The organism is Streptomyces sp. NPDC043876, from assembly GCF_056435825.1.
Window position 1 is genome coordinate 761,505 of sequence record NZ_JBWKDV010000002.1, and the last position, 17,076, is coordinate 778,580.

The 17,076-nt window shown below is 73.7% G+C and carries 16 protein-coding genes; 8 read left to right on the forward strand and 8 right to left on the reverse strand.

Features of this window, described 5'->3' with window-relative positions; all coding sequences use genetic code 11:
- Positions 1-104: 104 nt before the first annotated feature.
- Positions 105-1,214 (reverse strand): nicotinate-nucleotide--dimethylbenzimidazole phosphoribosyltransferase, encoded by a 1,110-nt coding sequence (cobT, locus tag AC0693_RS08520; RefSeq protein ID WP_478801290.1) that lies wholly within the window; start codon positions 1,212-1,214, stop codon positions 105-107.
- 132 nt (positions 1,215-1,346) lie between these two features.
- Positions 1,347-2,558, reverse strand: coding sequence for a bifunctional adenosylcobinamide kinase/adenosylcobinamide-phosphate guanylyltransferase (locus tag AC0693_RS08525; RefSeq protein ID WP_478801291.1), 1,212 nt, complete (start codon positions 2,556-2,558; stop codon positions 1,347-1,349).
- A gap of 117 nt (positions 2,559-2,675) precedes the next feature.
- On the opposite strand from AC0693_RS08525, the gene AC0693_RS08530 reads away from it, so the two are divergent.
- A complete protein-coding gene (locus AC0693_RS08530) occupies positions 2,676-2,888 on the forward strand; it encodes a hypothetical protein (RefSeq protein ID WP_356409644.1) in 213 nt (70 codons plus the stop codon).
- Positions 2,889-2,933: 45 nt separating this feature from the next.
- Here AC0693_RS08530 and AC0693_RS08535 read toward each other — a convergent pair whose 3' ends face one another.
- Positions 2,934-3,677, reverse strand: coding sequence for a class I SAM-dependent methyltransferase (locus AC0693_RS08535; RefSeq protein WP_468471178.1), 744 nt, complete (start codon positions 3,675-3,677; stop codon positions 2,934-2,936).
- Between the two features lie 65 nt (positions 3,678-3,742).
- Positions 3,743-4,342: a DUF3043 domain-containing protein gene (locus AC0693_RS08540; protein ID WP_356409647.1), complete on the reverse strand. Its 600-nt coding sequence runs from the start codon at positions 4,340-4,342 to the stop codon at positions 3,743-3,745.
- Positions 4,343-4,615: 273 nt separating this feature from the next.
- On the opposite strand from AC0693_RS08540, the gene AC0693_RS08545 reads away from it, so the two are divergent.
- Both AC0693_RS08545 and pspAA read left to right on the forward strand, forming a co-directional pair.
- Positions 4,616-5,410 carry a PspA/IM30 family protein gene (locus AC0693_RS08545; protein ID WP_356409650.1) on the forward strand — a complete coding sequence of 265 codons (795 nt, stop codon included), beginning with the start codon at positions 4,616-4,618 and terminating at the stop codon, positions 5,408-5,410.
- A gap of 14 nt (positions 5,411-5,424) precedes the next feature.
- On the forward strand, positions 5,425-5,703 hold the full coding sequence (pspAA, locus tag AC0693_RS08550; protein WP_356409653.1) for a PspA-associated protein PspAA: 279 nt from the start codon (positions 5,425-5,427) through the stop codon (positions 5,701-5,703).
- A gap of 92 nt (positions 5,704-5,795) precedes the next feature.
- On the opposite strand, the gene AC0693_RS08555 is transcribed toward pspAA, so the two are convergent.
- Positions 5,796-6,602, reverse strand: a complete 807-nt coding sequence (locus AC0693_RS08555; RefSeq protein WP_469319235.1) for a hypothetical protein — start codon at positions 6,600-6,602, stop codon at positions 5,796-5,798.
- Positions 6,603-6,755: 153 nt separating this feature from the next.
- Here AC0693_RS08555 and AC0693_RS08560 point away from each other — a divergent pair, with 153 nt between their 5' ends.
- The 3 genes from AC0693_RS08560 to AC0693_RS08570 all read left to right on the forward strand — a co-directional run bounded on the left by AC0693_RS08560 (position 6,756) and on the right by AC0693_RS08570 (position 11,644).
- Positions 6,756-7,565 carry an adenosylcobinamide-GDP ribazoletransferase gene (locus tag AC0693_RS08560; protein ID WP_478801369.1) on the forward strand — a complete coding sequence of 270 codons (810 nt, stop codon included), beginning with the start codon at positions 6,756-6,758 and terminating at the stop codon, positions 7,563-7,565.
- A gap of 81 nt (positions 7,566-7,646) precedes the next feature.
- Positions 7,647-8,372 carry a response regulator transcription factor gene (locus tag AC0693_RS08565; RefSeq protein ID WP_356409659.1) on the forward strand — a complete coding sequence of 242 codons (726 nt, stop codon included), beginning with the start codon at positions 7,647-7,649 and terminating at the stop codon, positions 8,370-8,372.
- 131 nt (positions 8,373-8,503) lie between these two features.
- Positions 8,504-11,644: an efflux RND transporter permease subunit gene (locus AC0693_RS08570; protein WP_478801292.1), complete on the forward strand. Its 3,141-nt coding sequence runs from the start codon at positions 8,504-8,506 to the stop codon at positions 11,642-11,644.
- Positions 11,645-11,739: 95 nt separating this feature from the next.
- On the opposite strand, the gene nadA is transcribed toward AC0693_RS08570, so the two are convergent.
- Positions 11,740-12,927 carry a quinolinate synthase NadA gene (nadA, locus tag AC0693_RS08575; RefSeq protein ID WP_478801293.1) on the reverse strand — a complete coding sequence of 396 codons (1,188 nt, stop codon included), beginning with the start codon at positions 12,925-12,927 and terminating at the stop codon, positions 11,740-11,742.
- 291 nt (positions 12,928-13,218) lie between these two features.
- Here nadA and erpA point away from each other — a divergent pair, with 291 nt between their 5' ends.
- A complete protein-coding gene (gene erpA / locus AC0693_RS08580) occupies positions 13,219-13,575 on the forward strand; it encodes an iron-sulfur cluster insertion protein ErpA (RefSeq protein ID WP_214949940.1) in 357 nt (118 codons plus the stop codon).
- Positions 13,576-13,671: 96 nt separating this feature from the next.
- Here erpA and AC0693_RS08585 read toward each other — a convergent pair whose 3' ends face one another.
- On the reverse strand, positions 13,672-15,249 hold the full coding sequence (locus AC0693_RS08585; protein WP_478801294.1) for a hypothetical protein: 1,578 nt from the start codon (positions 15,247-15,249) through the stop codon (positions 13,672-13,674).
- A gap of 86 nt (positions 15,250-15,335) precedes the next feature.
- Positions 15,336-15,572 (reverse strand): hypothetical protein, encoded by a 237-nt coding sequence (locus AC0693_RS08590; protein WP_469319230.1) that lies wholly within the window; start codon positions 15,570-15,572, stop codon positions 15,336-15,338.
- Between the two features lie 132 nt (positions 15,573-15,704).
- Here AC0693_RS08590 and AC0693_RS08595 point away from each other — a divergent pair, with 132 nt between their 5' ends.
- Positions 15,705-16,679: a carbohydrate kinase family protein gene (locus AC0693_RS08595; protein ID WP_356409674.1), complete on the forward strand. Its 975-nt coding sequence runs from the start codon at positions 15,705-15,707 to the stop codon at positions 16,677-16,679.
- The last annotated feature ends 397 nt before the right edge of the window (positions 16,680-17,076 follow it).

A 17,076-nucleotide genomic window follows, 5' to 3' on the forward strand; every position in this document is an offset into this window, starting at 1 on the left:
GTCAAACGGACCTCTCCCATGAAAAGCGATGATATGGGGCCCGCCTTCCCCCGAAGGGCCGGAGGACCCCGGGCCGGGTCAGGGCGCCAAGGGTCCCCGACCCGTTACTGCGCCGACGGCCCGGCCGCTTCGGCCGGCCGGGTCGGCGCGGCGGGTCCGGCCGGTTCGGCCGTCCGCTCCGGGAGGTCCGCCGCGAGTGCGGCGGCCGCCTGGACCAGGGGAAGGGCGAGCAACGCCCCGGTTCCTTCCCCCACAGTGACGCCGTGGTCCAGCACCGGGTTGAGCGCCATCCGGTCCAGCGCCTTCGCCTGGCCCGGCTCGCCGCTCGCCTGGCCCGCCAGCCACCAGTCCGGGGCGCGGAAGGCGGCCCGCTGGGCCACCAGGCCGCAGGCCGCCGAGACGATCCCGTCGAGGATCACCGGCGTACGGCGCACCGCGCACTGGAGCAGGAACCCGGTCATCGCGGCGACGTCCGCCCCGCCGACCGCCGCCAGCAGCGCCACCTGGTCCCCGAGGACCGGGCGGGCGCGGCGCAGCGCGTCACGGATCGCCGCGCACTTGCGCATCCAGGTCAGGTCGTCGATGGGCGCGCCGCCGCGCCCGGTGACCACGGAGGCGTCCGTTCCGCACAGGGCGGCGACGAGGGTGGCGGCCACGGTGGTGCCGCCGACGCTGAGATCACCGAGGACGACCAGGTCCGTACCGGAGTCGGCCTCCTCGTCGGCGATCGCGATGCCGAGGCGCAGGGCGTCCCGCGCCTCCTCGACCGTCATGGCGTCCTCGGTGTCGATGCGCCCGCTGCCCCGGCGGACCCGGTGCCTGACGACGTCCTCGGGCAGCAGCCCGGGGTCGCAGTCCAGGCCCGCGTCCACGACCCGCAGCCCCGCGCCGAAGCGGGCGGCCAGGATCGACACCGGGCTGTTCCCGTCGAGCACGGAGCGCACCAGCAGGTGGGCGGAGCCGGCGGGGCGAGCGGAGACGCCCCCGGCCGCGATCCCGTGGTCGGCGGCGAACAGCACGACGCGCGGGCGCGCGACCGGCTTCACCGGTACCGAGCCCTGCGCCGCCGCCAGCCACTCGGCCAGCTCGTCGAGGCGCCCCAGCGCCCCCACGGGCACCGCCAGCCGCTCGCGGCGCTCCTCGGCGTCTCGCCGGACGCCCCCGTCGGGGCGCTCGATCAGATCGGAGAAGTCGTCGAGATTCAGCGTGGTCATCTGCCGAAGAGTACCCGTGACCGCCCGCCGGTCCGTGCCCCGGCCGCCCGCGGGTTCGCGGCCCGCGCGGCCGCCGAGCCCGCGCCCTCGGCGGCGGCGACGCCGGGCGGGCCGCGGGCTCCTGGCGGTCCGTCAGTCCTTGAGCGCCAGCGGCTGGCCGGACACCACCAGCAGGACGTGCTCGCACTCCGCCGCCACCGCCGCGTTCAGCCGCCCCAGCTCGTCCCGGAACCGCCGCCCCGACGCGGTCGCGGGGACGATGCCGGACCCCACCTCGTTGCTCACCAGCACCACCCGGCGCCGGGTCGTACGGACGGCCTCCACCAGCGCCGCCGTGCGCGCCAGCAGCTCCTTGCGGCCACCGGCCGCCCACGCCGCGTCGTCCCAGGCGCCGACCCGGTCCATCGCGTCGGTGAGCCACAGCGCCAGGCAGTCGATCAGCAGCGCCGGGCCGCGCGCGCCGTCGTCCTCCAGCAGTTCCACCAGCTCGCAGGTCTCCACCGTCCGCCAGGCGCCGGGCCGCCGCTCCCGGTGCAGCCCGACCCGCGCAGCCCACTCCGGGTCGCCCTCGCGGGTGCCGCTCGTGGCGACGTAGAGGACCTCGGGGAAACCGGCCAATCGCCGCTCCGCCTCCAGGGACTTGCCCGACCGGGCGCCGCCGAGCACCAGCGTGCGCCGCGGCACGTCCGGCACCGCGTGGTAGGCGCCTGCGGTCAGCGTGGTCCCGTCCGGCACCACCCGCGCTCCCGCGGCCGCGCACCGGCGCGCCAGTTCCCTGCCCGGCGGCACGTCGTGGTCGAGGTGGACGGCGATCACGTCGGTGGCCGGGCCGACCGCGCCGCTCGCCCGCAGCCGGGCCAGCGCCTCGGGACGCCCCAGCACGTCCAGGAGCACCATGTCGTAGGGCTGCTCGGAGGTCCCGTCGGTGCCGGCGGGCGCCCCGCCGGGCGGCAGGTAGAGCAGCCGGTCGCCGTCGGGCCCGGTCACCTCGTACCCGGTGCCCGGCGCGTCCATCGCCACCGCCCGCACCCGGTGCCCGCTGATCACCGCCAGCCGCTGCCCGTCCGGCACGCGCCCCGCGGCGGGCAGCCCCTGCGGCAGCTCCACCGCGGGCCCGTCGTGCGGATGGGTCAGCAGCACCTGGCGCACGCCGCCCAGCGAATGCCCGGCCCGGGCGGCGGCCAGTACGGCGCCGGGGACGAGGTCGAGCAGCAGCGCGCCGTCGATCAGGACGGCGGTGGCGGCGCGCGCCCGGGTGCCCACGGAGACGGCGCAAGCCGCACAGGGACAGCCGGGGCGGGGCAGTCCTTCGGGTGTGCCGGTGCCCAGCAGAGTCAGTTCCACCCGATGATCCTCCCGCGTCCGCGAGAGTGCTGCGCGCGCGGTTAGTCTGCGGGCAGACTTCACGGGGAGCACCCGGCCGCGGACCGGACGGGTGCCGGACGAGCAACGGAGGCGGACATGGCGTGGACCTGGCGGTTCGAGACGGCCGATGGCAGCGAGTCGACCCCGGCGGTGACGCCGGAGGAATTCACCACGCAGGGCGACGCGGAGTCCTGGGTCGGCGAGTACTGGAAGGAACTGCTGGAAGGCGGCACGGAGCGGGTGAAGCTGTCCGACGACGGCGGCACCGAGCTGTACACGATGAGCCTGCGCGAGGCCCTGGACGCCTGAGGCGCCGGGCGGCGGTCCGGGGGCCCGGCCCCCGGACCGCGCGGTTCAGCCCCGAACCCCGCACAGGTGCAGCAGCGCCGCGACCCCGCGGTAGGGGTCGGTGCGCCCGGCCCGGTCCTCGGCCGCCAGCAGCAGGTCCAGCTGGTCCTGGGGCGGCAGCGCCTCGCCCGCCTCGCTGCCGTCGGTGAAGACCCGTACGCCGTACCAGGCCTGCAGCGGCGCGCCGATCCCGGACAGGGTCGCGGTGAGCGTGGCCAGCCGGTCGGCCCGTACGTCCAGGCCGAGGCGGTTCGTGTAGCCGACGGTGTCGAAGGCGGCCAGCGCGCCCGTCCAGTCACCGCAGAGCGCGGGGCGCATCGCGAGGGCGTCGCCGTTGCGCACCAGCAGCGAGAGCAGGCCGCCGTGGGCCAGCATCCGGGCCAGCCCGGCGAGCATGGCGTCGGGCTCCGGTACGTACATCAGGACGCCGTGGCAGAGCACCACGTCGAAGCTGCCCGGCAGGAAGTGCACGCCGGTCTCGCGGCCGTCGCCCTCCATCAGCTGCACGCGGTCGCGGATTCCGGCCGGCTCGCCGGCGAGCGCCTCGCGGGCCACGGCGAGCATGGCGGGGTCCTGCTCCAGGCCGGTCACCCGGTGCCCGGCCCGGGCCAGGCGCAGGGCCTGGGTGCCCTGGCCCATGCCGACGTCGAGGACGCGCAGCCGCTGCCCGACGGGGAAGCGCTGCGCTATCTGCTCGTCGACCTGACGGCCGACGAGTTCCTGGCGGACCGCGTTACGCAGGCCCCCCAGCCCCTCCAGCCACAGCCGGGCGCCGGCCGCGAAGCCGTCGCCCGCGGCTGCGGACGGCCCTGCGGTCAGGGCCGTTCCCCACGCTTGACCTGCGGCTTCGGCAGGCGCAGACGGCGCATCTGGAGCGTGCGCATCAGGCCGTACGCGACGGCGCCGCGCTTCGGCTCGTCCGGGAAGCGGGTGTTCAGCGCCTTGCGCAGGCGGATGAACAGGCCGATCGAGTCGATGATGATCAGCACGATCACGCCGAGCCACAGCAGCAGGGCGATGTTCTGGATCGAGGGCACCCGGACCATGCTCAGCACCAGGATGATCACCGCGAGCGGCAGGAACATCTCGGCGACGGAGAAGCGGGAGTCCACGAAGTCACGGGCGTACTTGCGGACCGGGCCCTTGTCACGGGCGGGCAGGTAACGCTCGTCGCCACTGGCGAGGGCCTCGCGCTGCTTGGCCATCTCGGTCCGGCGGCGTTCACGGGCGCGCTTGGCATCCTCCTTGCGATTGCCGGTCGAGGCCACCACGGCCTTGCGCTGCGACTGGGCCACAGCACGCTTCGGCGTCGGGCGGCCCTTCGGGGCCTGCGGGTCACGGGTCTGCGAGAGGTCGGCGCTCACCTTGTCGGTGGCGGCGGCCTTCTCTTCCTTGGAGGAGCGGCTACCAAACACGAAACCAACCCTACGTGGTCGCGGGCACGCCCCCCACCCCGGCGGGGAACGATCCCGCAACGGCGGGCGTCTTACCGGTGACGGGTCCGCCCGTCGCGCGCCCGCCTCCCGGGGGCCACCTACTCCTCCAGCGTGACGGGGCGGAGCGGGAGTCGTCCTGGAGGAGGAGCGCATCCGTACCGGAACAGTGCGGTAATGGAGACAGGGCCCGTACTGTGGGTTCTGTAGGTCACCACGAGCCGAATGTCCTTCAGAAGGGGGCGCGCGAAGCCCATGAGCGGTGTCATGAAGCGTATGGGGATGATCTTCCGCGCGAAGGCGAACAAGGCCCTCGACAAGGCCGAGGACCCGCGCGAGACCCTCGACTACTCGTACCAGAAGCAGCTCGAACTGCTGCAGAAGGTCCGCCGCGGGGTCGCCGACGTCGCGACCTCCCGCAAGCGCCTGGAACTCCAGCTCAACCAGCTCCAGGGACAGTCCGCCAAGCTGGAGGACCAGGGCCGCAAGGCGCTGGCGCTCGGCCGCGAGGACCTGGCCCGCGAGGCCCTGTCCCGCCGCGCCTCGCTCCAGCAGCAGGTCAGCGACCTCGAAGTGCAGCACCAGACGCTCCAGGGCGAGGAGGAGAAGCTGACCCTCGCGGCGCAGCGCCTCCAGGCCAAGGTGGACGCCTTCCGCACCAAGAAGGAGACCATCAAGGCCACCTACACCGCGGCCCAGGCCCAGACCCGGATCGCGGAGTCCTTCTCCGGCATCTCGGAGGAGATGAGCGACGTCGGCCTCGCCATCCAGCGCGCCGAGGACAAGACCGCCCAGCTCCAGGCGCGCGCGGGTGCGATCGACGAGCTGCTCGCCTCCGGCGCCCTGGACGACCAGAGCGGCCTGGGCTCCCGGGACGACATCCAGACCGAGCTGGACCGCCTCTCCGGCGGTACGGACGTCGAGCTGGAGCTGGCCCGGATGAAGCAGGAGCTGGCGGGCGGCCCGTCCGCGCAGCAGCAGGCCATCGAGGGCGGTGGCGCGGGCAGCGGCCAGCAGCCGCAGCCCCAGCACCGCTTCGACAAGCAGTAGGAACGGGGCCCGTCATGATCGTCCGCATCATGGGGGAAGGCCAGGTCCGGCTCGACGACGCGCACGTCACCGAGCTGAACGCGCTGGACGACGAACTGCTCGCAGAGATGGAAGCGGGTGACGAGGAAGGCTTCCGGCGGACGCTGGGCGGCCTCCTCGACGCCGTGCGCCGCCTGGGCAGCCCGCTCTCGGACGACGAGCTGGAGCCCTCCGAGCTGATCCTGCCCGCGCCGGACGCGAGTCTGGACGAGGTCAGGGAGATGCTCAGCGACGACGGCCTGATCCCGGGCTGAGGGCCTTCCCGGGCTGAGGGGGGCCTGGTCCCGGGCTGACGGCCTTCCGGGCTGAGGCGCCCCGGGGCCCGCGGCGGCGCCGGGGCGTGCCGTCACAGCTTGGTGTCCCGCTCCTTCCTGATCCGCTCGCGCAGTGCCCGCGTGGTCTTCGGGGCGCCCAGCTCCGGGTCGGGCGTCCCGCCGATGAAGTTCTCGAACCGGCGGCGCGGCGCCGCCCAGCGCCGGTCGTGATGGAACGCCCGCAGCCCGGCCTTCGCCCGGGCCCGCGGGCGTTTCGCGTAGAACCTGCGCGCGTAGGGCGAACCGGGCCGGGCCAGGCGGACCGAGCCGATCAGCGCCACGAACGGGATCACCGTCCCCAGCAGAGCGGTGCGCGGCTTCCCCTTCCACAGGGCGACCAGGGCCAGGAAGAAGTTCGTGGCCGTGTTCATCACGACCAGCCCCCGGTTCTGCCGCTCGGCGGAGGTCAGCTCGTTGACCCCGAACGGCAGGAACCCGCCGAGCACCAGCGCCACCAGCGCCGCGGTGAGCACCACGATCTCCACGCTCTTGCGGCCCTGCTCGCTCCAGTACACGTCGTCCAGGTGCAGGACCAGCGCGAACTCGTCCAGCACCAGACCGGCGCCCAGCCCGAACAGCACGGCGGAGATCAGCGCCCCGACGCTGTGCCGGCCGCTGCCCACCGCGCCGAAGCCGCCGATGATGGTCAGCACCACGCCCGGCACCACGTGGTGGACGTGCATGCCGCCTGGGGTGATGTTCTTGAAGGGGCCGCGGCCCGCCCGGATCAGCCGCGTGATCGTCCGGGTGACCAGGAAGGACAGCACGAACGAGAACAGGGCGAGGAGCAGCGGAAGCTTCCCCGGTTCCAGGATGTTGCGGTACCACCAGTGACCCATGACACCAGCTCCCCATTTGGCCTGTAATGGGCAATTTACCGTCAGCATCGAGCGGGTAGCGTTCCCGCGGTGACCGATCCGCGCCCCGATCCGCTCTCCGAGCCGCCGCCGGAGCCCCCGTACGAGCCCGGCGCCGAGCCCCCGCCCGCACCGCTGCCCGGCTCGTCGCCGCGCCCGCCCGCCGAGCGCGCCGCGCTCCGCGACGGCCTGCGCTTCGCCTTCGGGACGCTCACCGTCCTGCCCGCCCGCATCACCCGCTGGGACCGCCCGGCCGCCCGCACCGGCATGGTCTGCGCCCCGCTGGCCGGGCTCGTCGTCGGGCTGCTCGCGGCGGGGCTCGGCTGCCTGCTGCTCCTGCTCGGGGCGGCGCCGCTGCTGGCGGCGGCCGCCACCGTCGCCGTGCCCGCCGCGCTGACCCGCGGGCTGCACCTCGACGGGCTGGCCGACACCGCGGACGGCCTGGGCAGCGCCAAGCCCGCCGAGACCGCGCTGCGCATCATGAAGCAGTCCGACATCGGGCCGTTCGGGGTCATCTCCCTGGTCCTGGTCCTCCTCGTGCAGGCCGCCGCGCTCGCGCAGGCCTACGCCGACGGCTGGGCCCGCGGCGCCCTCGCCACCGTGGTCGCGGCCGTCGCCGCCCGCACCGCCCTGACCCTGGCCTGCCGCGACGGGGTCCCCCCGGCGCGCCACGAGGGCCTCGGCGCGGCCGTCGCCGGAGCCGTCCCCGCCGGGGCCGCCGCCGCGGTCGCCGCCCTCACCGTGGCCGCCGCCGGGGCGGCCGCCCTGCCCCTGGGCCCGGCCGCCGCCGCGCAGCACGCCCTGGCGGTCCTGGCCGGGCTCGGCGCCGCCGAATTCCTGCTGCGCCGGTGCGTACGCCGCTTCGACGGGGTCACCGGGGACGTCTTCGGCGCCCTGGCCGAGAGCGCGGCGACGGTGGCGCTGGTGGTCCTCGCCCTCGGCTGAACCGGGTCCGGGCGCGGCGGTGCGGGCCGCTCCCGCGCCCGACGGACCGCCGGGCGCGGGGGCGCCGTACGCTCTCTTCCCGTGGACCACACGCCGAGCGACCCGCAGCCCCCCGCCGCGCCCATCCGGGTGCTGCTCGCCGACGACCAGGCCCTGCTGCGCAGCGCCTTCAAGGTGCTGGTCGACTCCGAACCCGACATGGAGGTCGTCGGGGAGGCCGCCGACGGCGCGCAGGCCTATGCGCTGGCCCGCGAGCGGCGCGCCGACGTGGTCCTCATGGACATCCGGATGCCCGGCACCGACGGGCTCGCCGCCACCCGGATGATCAGCGCCGACCCGGAACTCGCGGGCGTGCGCGTGGTGATGCTGACGACCTTCGAGGTCGACGAGTACGTCGCCGCGGCCCTGCGGGCGGGCGCCTCCGGCTTCCTCGGCAAGGGCGCCGAACCGGACGAACTGCTGAACGCCATCCGGATCGCCGTCGCGGGCGAGGCCCTGCTCTCCCCGGCCGCCACCAAGGGCCTCATCGCCACCTTCCTGGCCCAGGGCGGCGGCGCGGGCCCGGCCGCCGCCGCCCCGGGCGCGCACGCGGAGCGGCTCGCCGCGCTGACCGTCCGCGAGCGCGAGGTGCTCGGCCTGGTCGCCGGCGGCCTGTCCAACGACGAGATCGGCGGCCGCCTGGAGGTCAGCCCGCTCACCGTCAAGACCCACGTGAACCGGGCGATGGCCAAGCTCGGCGCCCGCGACCGGGCACAATTGGTAGTCATCGCGTACGAATCGGGCCTCGTGCGGGCCCGGTCCGAGTGACGGAGCAGGGGCGGCGTACTGCGGGCGCGGTACACGCCGGATAAGGACGGGACCTGCGGGCGACGCCGGGACCCCACGGCGGGGGACACAGTGGGGGGACCCTCGCTCGACTCGGCAGAGAGATCTCATCCATGTCCTGGCTGTCCCGCTTCAGCCTTGCCCAACGGGCGCTGATCGGCCTCGTGTCGATCGTCGCGCTCCTGTTCGGCGCCATAGCCATCCCGCAGCTCAAGCAGCAGCTGCTGCCCTCCATCGAGCTGCCGATGGTGTCCATCCTCGCGCCGTACCAGGGCGCTTCGCCCGACGTGGTCGAGAAGCAGGTCATCGAGCCCATCGAAGCCACCCTCAAGGGCGTCGACGGCATCACCGGCATCACCTCCACCGCCAGTGAGGGCAACGCCCTCATCATGGCGAAGTTCGACTTCGGCGACAGCGGCACCAAGCAGCTCGTCGCCGACGTCCAGCAGGCCGTCAACCGGGCCCGCGTCCGGCTGCCCGCCACCGTCGACCCCCAGGTCGTGGCCGGCTCCACCGACGACATGCCGACCGTCGTCCTCGCCGCCACTTCCGACAAGGACCAGCAGGCCCTCGCCGACCAGCTCCAGCGCAGCGTCGTCCCCGTCCTCCAGGACATCCCCGGCGTCGGCCAGGTCAGCGTCAACGGCGTCCAGGACCTCCAGGTCACCATCACCCCCGACCGGGCGAAGCTGGCGGCCGCCGGCCTCGACACCGCCGCGCTCGCCAAGGGCCTGGAAGCGGGCGGCGCCACCCTGCCGGCCGGTTCCTTCGACGAGGAGGGCAAGAACCGCACCGTCCGCGTCGGCGGCGGCTACACCTCCCTCGCCCAGCTGGAGGACCTGCGCCTGAGCCCCGGCCCAGGCCGGCAGGCGGTCCGCCTCGGCGACCTCGCCACCGTCCGGCAGGAGCCCGCCAAGGCCGTCTCCCTCACCCGCACCAACGGCAAGCCGAGCCTGGCCGTCGTCGTCACGATGGACAAGGACGGCAGCTCGGTCGCCATCTCCGACGCCGTCAAGGACGAACTGCCCGGGCTGCGCACCGCGCTCGGATCCGGCGCGAACCTCACCATGGTCAGCGACAACGGCCCCGCCGTCGCCACCGCCATCTCCAGCCTCACCACCGAGGGCCTGCTCGGCCTGGTCTTCGCGGTGATCGTGATCCTGGTCTTCCTCGCCTCGATCCGCTCGACCCTGGTCACCGCGGTCTCCATCCCGCTGTCCATCGTCCTGGCCCTGATCGTGCTGTGGACCCGCGACCTGTCGCTGAACATGCTGACGCTCGGCGCGCTCACCATCGCCATCGGCCGGGTGGTCGACGACTCCATCGTCGTGCTGGAGAACATCAAGCGGCACCTGTCCTACGGCGAGGAGCGCGAGGCCGCGATCATCACCGCGGTCAGGGAAGTGGCCGGCGCGGTCACCTCCTCGACCCTCACCACCGTCGCCGTATTCCTGCCGATCGGCCTGGTCGGCGGCATGATCGGGGAGCTGTTCAGCTCCTTCTCGCTCACCGTGACCGCCGCCCTGCTGGCGTCGCTGCTGGTCTCGCTGACCGTCGTACCGGTCCTGTCGTACTGGTTCCTCAGCGCCCCCAAGGGCGCGGACGGCGCCCCCGTCGACCCGGCCGCCGCCCGCCGCGCCGCCGAGGAGAAGGAGGCGCACAGCCGCCTCCAGACCTCCTACGTCCGGGTGCTGCGCTTCGTCGCCCGCCGGCGCCTGGCCACCGTGGCCGTCGCCTGCGTGGTCCTCGTGGCCACCTTCGCCATGGCCCCCCTGCTGAAGACCAACTTCTTCGACAAGGGCGAGCAGGACGTCCTGACCATCAAGCAGTCCCTGGCCCCCGGCACCTCCCTGGCCGCCTCCGACGAGGCGAGCCGCGCGGTGGAGAAGGTGCTGGCCTCGACCGACGGCGTCAAGGACTACCAGGTCACCGTCGGCTCCTCCGGCTTCATGGCGGCCTTCGGCGGCGGTACGGGCACCAACCAGGCCTCCTACCAGGTGACCCTGAAGGACGCCAAGGACGGCGAGGCCGTCCAGCGGCGCATCGAGGAGCGCCTGGCCGCGCTCTCCGGCATCGGCCGCACCGCCGTCTCGGCGGGCGCCGCCTTCGGCAGCCAGGACCTCAGCGTGGTCGTCAAGGCCGGCGACGCCGCCGTCCTCGCCAAGGCCGCCGAGCAGGTCCGCGCCGAGGTGGCCACCATCAAGGACGTCAGCGAGGTCCGCAGCGACCTCTCCGAGTCCGTGCCCCGGATCTCGGTCACCGCCACCGCCAGGGCGGCCGACGCGGGCCTGAACCAGGCGGCGCTCGGCGCGATCGTCGCCCAGGCCGTCCACGGCACCCCCGCGGGCAAGGCCGTCCTCGGCGACACCGAGCGGGACGTCGTCATCGCCCCGGCGCAGCCCGCCAGGACCCTCGCCGAACTCCAGGCGCTGCCCGTCGGGCCCCTCCGGCTCGGCGACGTCGCCGACGTCAAGCTCGTCCCGGGCCCGGTCGCGATGACCCGGATCGACGGCGCCCGCGCCGCCACCGTCACGGCGAAGCCGAACGGCGACAACACTGGCGCCGTCAGCACCGAACTCAGCACCAAGCTCAAGGCCCTGGACCTGCCCGCCGGAGCCACGGCCACCATCGGCGGCGTCTCCTCCGACCAGAGCGAAGCCTTCGGCTCGCTGGGCCTGGCCATGCTCGCGGCCATCGCGATCGTGTTCATGCTGCTGGTGGCGACCTTCCGCTCGCTCGTCCAGCCGCTGATCCTGCTGGTCTCCGTCCCCTTCGCGGCCACCGGCGCGCTCGGCCTGCTGCTCGTCACCGGCACCCCGATGGGCGTCCCGGCGATGATCGGCATGCTGATGCTCATCGGCATCGTGGTGACCAACGCGATCGTCCTGATCGACCTGGTCAACCAGTACCGCGCCCAGGGCCTGGGCGTCGTCGAAGCCGTCGTCGAGGGCGGCCGCCACCGGCTGCGCCCGATCCTGATGACGGCCCTGGCGACGATCTTCGCGCTGCTCCCGATGGCGCTCGGCGTCACGGGCGGGGGCGGCTTCATCTCGAAGCCGCTGGCGGTCGTGGTCATCGGCGGCCTGATCAGCTCCACCCTGCTGACGCTGCTCCTGGTGCCGGCCATCTACACGATGGTGGAACTGCGCAAGGAGCGCCGCGCGGCCAAGCGCGCCGCCAAGCGCCCGGCCCGCCCGACGGCGGCCCCCACCCCGTCCGCCCCCGCGGCGGACGAGGACCCGGTCAGCGTCTGACCGCCCGTCCGGACACACGCGGACCGTCCGGACACACGCCGAAGGGCCGCCCCTCCCACGGGAGGGGCGGCCCTTCGGCGTCACTGCGCCTCGCCCTACGGGAGCGCGAGCATGCGCTCCAGGGCCAGCTTGGCGAAGGTCTCGGTCTCCTTGTCGACCCGGATCTGGTTGACGAGGTTGCCCTCGGCCAGGGACTCCAGGGTCCACACCAGGTGGGGGAGGTCGATGCGGTTCATCGTGGAGCAGAAGCAGACCGTCTTGTCGAGGAAGACGACCTCCTTGTCCTCGGCGGCGAAACGGTTCGCCAGGCGGCGGACCAGGTTCAGTTCGGTGCCGATGGCCCACTTGGAACCGGCCGGGGCCGCCTCCAGCGCCTTGATGATGTATTCCGTCGAGCCGACGTAGTCCGCGGCCGCCACGACCTCGTGCTTGCACTCCGGGTGGACCAGGACGTTCACCCCGGGGATGCGGGCGCGCACGTCCTCGACCGACTCGACGGAGAAGCGGCCGTGCACGGAGCAGTGCCCGCGCCACAGGATCATCTTGGCGTTCCGCAGCTGCTCGGCGGTCAGGCCGCCGTTCGGCTTGTGCGGGTTGTACAGGACGCAGTCGTCCAGGGACAGGCCCATGTCGCGCACGGCGGTGTTGCGGCCCAGGTGCTGGTCCGGCAGGAACAGCACCTTGTCGCCCTGCTCGAAGGCCCACTCCAGGGCCTTCTTCGCGTTGGACGAGGTGCAGATCGTGCCGCCGTGCCTGCCCGTGAAGGCCTTGATGTCGGCGGAGGAGTTCATGTAGGAGACGGGCACCGTCGTCCCGGCGACGCCGGCCTCGGTCAGTACGTCCCAGCACTCCGCGACCTGCTCCGCGGTGGCCATGTCGGCCATCGAGCAGCCCGCGGCCAGGTCCGGCAGGACGACCTTCTGGTCGTCCGTGGTCAGGATGTCCGCGGACTCGGCCATGAAGTGGACGCCGCAGAAGACGATGTACTCGGCCTCCGGACGGGCGGCCGCGTCCTTCGCCAGCTTGAAGGAGTCGCCGGTGACGTCCGCGAACTCGATGACCTCGTCACGCTGGTAGTGGTGCCCGAGGATGAAGACCTTGTCCCCGAGCTTCTCCTTGGCCGCGCGGGCGCGGGCCACCAGGTTCGGGTCCGACGGCGAGGGCAGGTCGCCGGGACACTCCACCCCGCGCTCGCTCTTGGGGTCGGCCTCGCGGCCGAGCAGCAGCAGGGCGAGGGGCGTCGGCTGGACGTCCAAAGGCTGGGCGGTGGTCACGACACGCACCCTTTCTGTTCTGCGACAACTGCGACTTCTCGTCTATTTGACGTTATCTATCATAACCTCTTCACGTCACTTTGACGATGCCGATAGTGTCGATGTGACGCATTCGCCCGGGCCGCCGCCCCGCGTCCCGCCGAGGGGTCCGCCCCCGCGCGCCGGTGTGCGAGCATGAATATCTGGAACGAGTGCCGGACACCGGAATGAATCGGCGGCCGCGCTGGTTGCCACCGACGGCAAGAGTCCGACGTTTCCCTGCCCCCGCCGGGAAGCCGCCCACTTCGGGAGTGAATGCAGATGTCCGTTCAGGACGAAAAGACCACTGTGAGCGACGGCATCCTCCTGTCCGACGCCGCCGCCGAGAAGGTCAGGACCCTGCTGGAGCAGGAAGGCCGCGAGGACCTGGCGCTCCGCGTCGCCGTCCAGCCCGGTGGCTGCTCCGGCCTGCGCTACCAGCTCTTCTTCGACGAGCGCTCCCTCGACGGCGACGTGGTCAAGGACTTCGACGGCGTCAAGGTCGTCACCGACCGCATGAGCAGCCCGTACCTGCACGGCGCGTCGATCGACTTCGTCGACACCATCGAGAAGCAGGGCTTCACGATCGACAACCCGAACGCCACGGGCTCCTGCGCCTGCGGCGACTCGTTCAGCTAAACGCCGACGCGCACGACAGCACCACAGAGGGGCCCCACCGTCGAGACCGACGGTGGGGCCCCTCTGCGTACCGGGGTCCGGCTGTGCCGTTGGGGCCTACTGGCGGGCCAGCGGCTTGCCGGTGGTCCCGTCGACCACCTTCCGGGCGCCCAGCGGCTGCTCCAGCGTCACCGTCACCGACATGTCTTTGGCGATCATGATGCAGGACCCGCCCGGGTTGGCCGGGGTGTCCGTGATCTTCACGGTCACCGCCTCGGCGCTCTCCCGGGCCTGCGCGGCGTACGTACTGCACGCCCCGCCCCAGAAGTTCACCGTCAGCTTCCGGTCCGCCGAGGAGTACGAGAACCCGGGCACCGTACGACCCGCTCCCGGGGCGGTGCCGCCGTCCCGCGCGGCGGGCTGGGCCACCGTGCGGTCGGCGCCGCCCCCGGTGCCCGCCACCTCGAAGAGCCACGCGGGGACCAGTCCGCGGCCGCCGTCGACGGTTCCGGAGGCCAGGCCCAGCACCGCCGAGCGGACCGTCTCCGTCCGCGGCGGCTTCATCGGGCGCGGCTCCGGGTTGCACGGGAGGGTGTCGGTCGGCCCGACCGCGGTGTCCGGCTCCAGCGGTACGGACGTGGCGCACCCGCTCGGCCCGGTGCCGGGCCCCGTGCCGGAGCCCCCGCCCGACGCGGCGTTCAGCCGGTCCAGGGCCTCCCGCGCGCCCACCACCGGCTGCTCGGCGGACCGTACCGGGGTCTTCAGCTCGCCCGTGGCGGCCACCACCTGGCCGTCCGCACCGACGCTCACCGTGCTCTGCCAGCCCTGCGTGGGCAGCCCGCCGACCACCGGGTCCGCCGTCACCACCCGTACGGAGCCCTGCACCTGGCGGGCGTCCAGCTTCGCGCCGTCCTGGCCCGCCGCCGCGAGCACCGGAGCCGCCGCGGCCTTCGCGGCCTCCTCGCCGACCGGTGTCCCCGCGCCGGAGTCCGTACCGGACGCTGCGCCGGGCGCCGGGGCCCGGCCCGCGTCAGGGGCCTGCGCGCCGCCGCCGGGGAGGGTGGCGGGGCCGCAGGTGTCCTTGCCGCGCTGACAGTTGTCCGAACCGCCCGCCTGGTAGCGGGTGAAGCTCCAGGTCCCCGGCGCCTTGAGGTTCACCTGGAGGCGCGGACCCGAGGAGTCCGCGACCACCCCGGCCTGCCACAGCTCACCCGAGAGCCGCGGCGCGCCCGTGATGCCGAGGGCCGCCGCGAGCCGCGCCACCTCGGCCTCGGTCACGTCACCGCCGGCCTTGAAGGAGGGCGCGGTGGCCGGGCCCTGGGGGAGGGGGGCGTCGGCCCGGTAGGTCACCCCGGCGCCGGACGGGTCCGGTTCACCCGGAGCGATGCCGGGGGCGGAGGGGCCGACGGAACCGGGGGAGGCCGCCCGGGCCGTGTCACGGGCGGACAGCGCCGCCGCCGGGGTGCCCCCGCCGCCGGAGGCCGCGGACGCCCAGTACGCCGTACCGCCCCCGGCGAGCAGGACGGCGGCCGCGACGGAGGCGACGGCCCAGCGGGGGCGCCGTCGCCGGGCGCCGCCGGGCTGTCCGTTCTGGTCGGGCTCCCCGGCCTGGTCGGGCTGCTCGTTCCGGCCGGTCGGGTCGGCCTGCTCGGCCGGGTCGGTGTGGTCGCTCGGACCGGATTGCTCGGTGGTCACCGCTTCGCTCCTTTGCCTGCCTCGCCGTGCGTGATGCGAGTGGGACGGAACAGGAGCGCAACCGGTTCCCCGGTCCGGCGAACGGATCAGTACCCGTACTGCGCGGTGGAGGCGATGAGCCGCGCGGAAGCGGGCGGCACGCTCACTCCGTGGATCTGCGAGGGCGCCACCGGCGCCGGGCGGGGGCCCACCGGGACCGACCAGTGGGGGGCCATGCGGGCGCAGTCGCCGAGGAGCCGGGCGAATCCTGGCCGGCGCGAGACTTCCGCGGTCCGCTCGGGAGCGGTGTACTGCGGGTACCCGAAGCCATCGGTGTAGGTCATGGGGGCACCGTAGGCAGGGGGATCACCGCGAAGAAAGACCTACTACGGGGTAGTTTCTGACGGTCGGCCGTTCGCCGTCCACCGGGTAGCTTTGACTGTCCCCTTGCCGCCCTCCGCAGGAGCATCCACGCCGTGCGCATCGCAGTCACCGGCTCCATCGCCACCGACCACCTCATGACCTTCCCCGGCCGCTTCGCCGACCAGCTGGTCGCGGACCAGCTGCACACGGTCTCCCTCTCCTTCCTCGTCGACAACCTCGACGTGCGACGGGGCGGAGTCGGCCCGAACATCTGCTTCGGGATGGGGCAGCTCGGCAGCCGCCCGGTCCTCGTCGGCGCCGCCGGCTACGACTTCGACGAATACCGTGCCTGGCTCGACCGCCACGGCGTGGACACCGAATCCGTCCGGATCTCCGAAGTGCTGCACACCGCGCGCTTCGTGTGCACCACGGACGCCGACCACAACCAGATCGGCTCCTTCTACACCGGCGCCATGAGCGAGGCCCGGCTGATCGAGCTGAAGGCCGTCGCCGACCGCGTGGGCGGCCTGGACCTCGTCCTGATCGGCGCCGACGACCCCGAGGCGATGCTGCGCCACACCGAGGAGTGCCGGACGCGGGGGATCCCCTTCGCCGCCGACTTCTCGCAGCAGATCGCCCGCATGGACGGCGAGAACATCCGCACCCTCATGGAGGGCGCGACGTACCTCTTCTCGAACGAGTACGAGAAGGGCCTCATCGAGTCGAAGTCCGGCTGGACCGACGCCGAGATCCTGGCCAAGGTCGGCACCCGCGTCACCACGCTCGGCTCGAACGGCGTCAAGATCGAGCGCGTCGGCCACGAGCCGATCGTCGTCGGCTGCCCCGAGGAGACCGCGAAGGTCGACCCGACGGGCGTCGGCGACGCCTTCCGTGCCGGGTTCCTCACGGGGCTGGGCTGGGGGGTCGGGCTGGAGCGGGCGGCGCAGGTCGGCTGCATGCTCGCGACGCTGGTCATCGAGACCCTGGGTACGCAGGAGTACACCCTGGCGCGGGCCCACTTCATGGAGCGCTTCGCCAAGGCGTACGGCCCGGACGCGGCCGCGGAAGTCCAGTCCCACCTGTCCTGACCCCGGATGCCGGGGCCCCGGCCCCGGCACCCGCCGCCCCCGGCGGGGCGCCGCCCTCGGGCTGCGTAGGCCGCGCGTACCGGAGCGCCCTCAATCGCCGGGCGGGCCATCCATGCCCGGCGGGGCCGCGCCGCGCCCCTGCGGACCGCAGTGCCCTCAATCGCCGGGCAGGCTGGGATGTACCTGGCTGGGCCGAGTGCGCCTGCGAGGGCTTGGGTGTGCCCGGCTGGGGTGGGTGCGCCCGTGCACGTTCGGGCGCCCTCAATCGCCGGGCGGGCTGGGATGTGCCCGGCCGGGCTGAGTGCGCCTGCGAGGGCTTGGGTGTGCCCGGCTGGGGTGGGTGCGCCCGTGCACGTTCGGGCGCCCTCAATCGCCGGGCGGGCTGGGATGTGCCCGT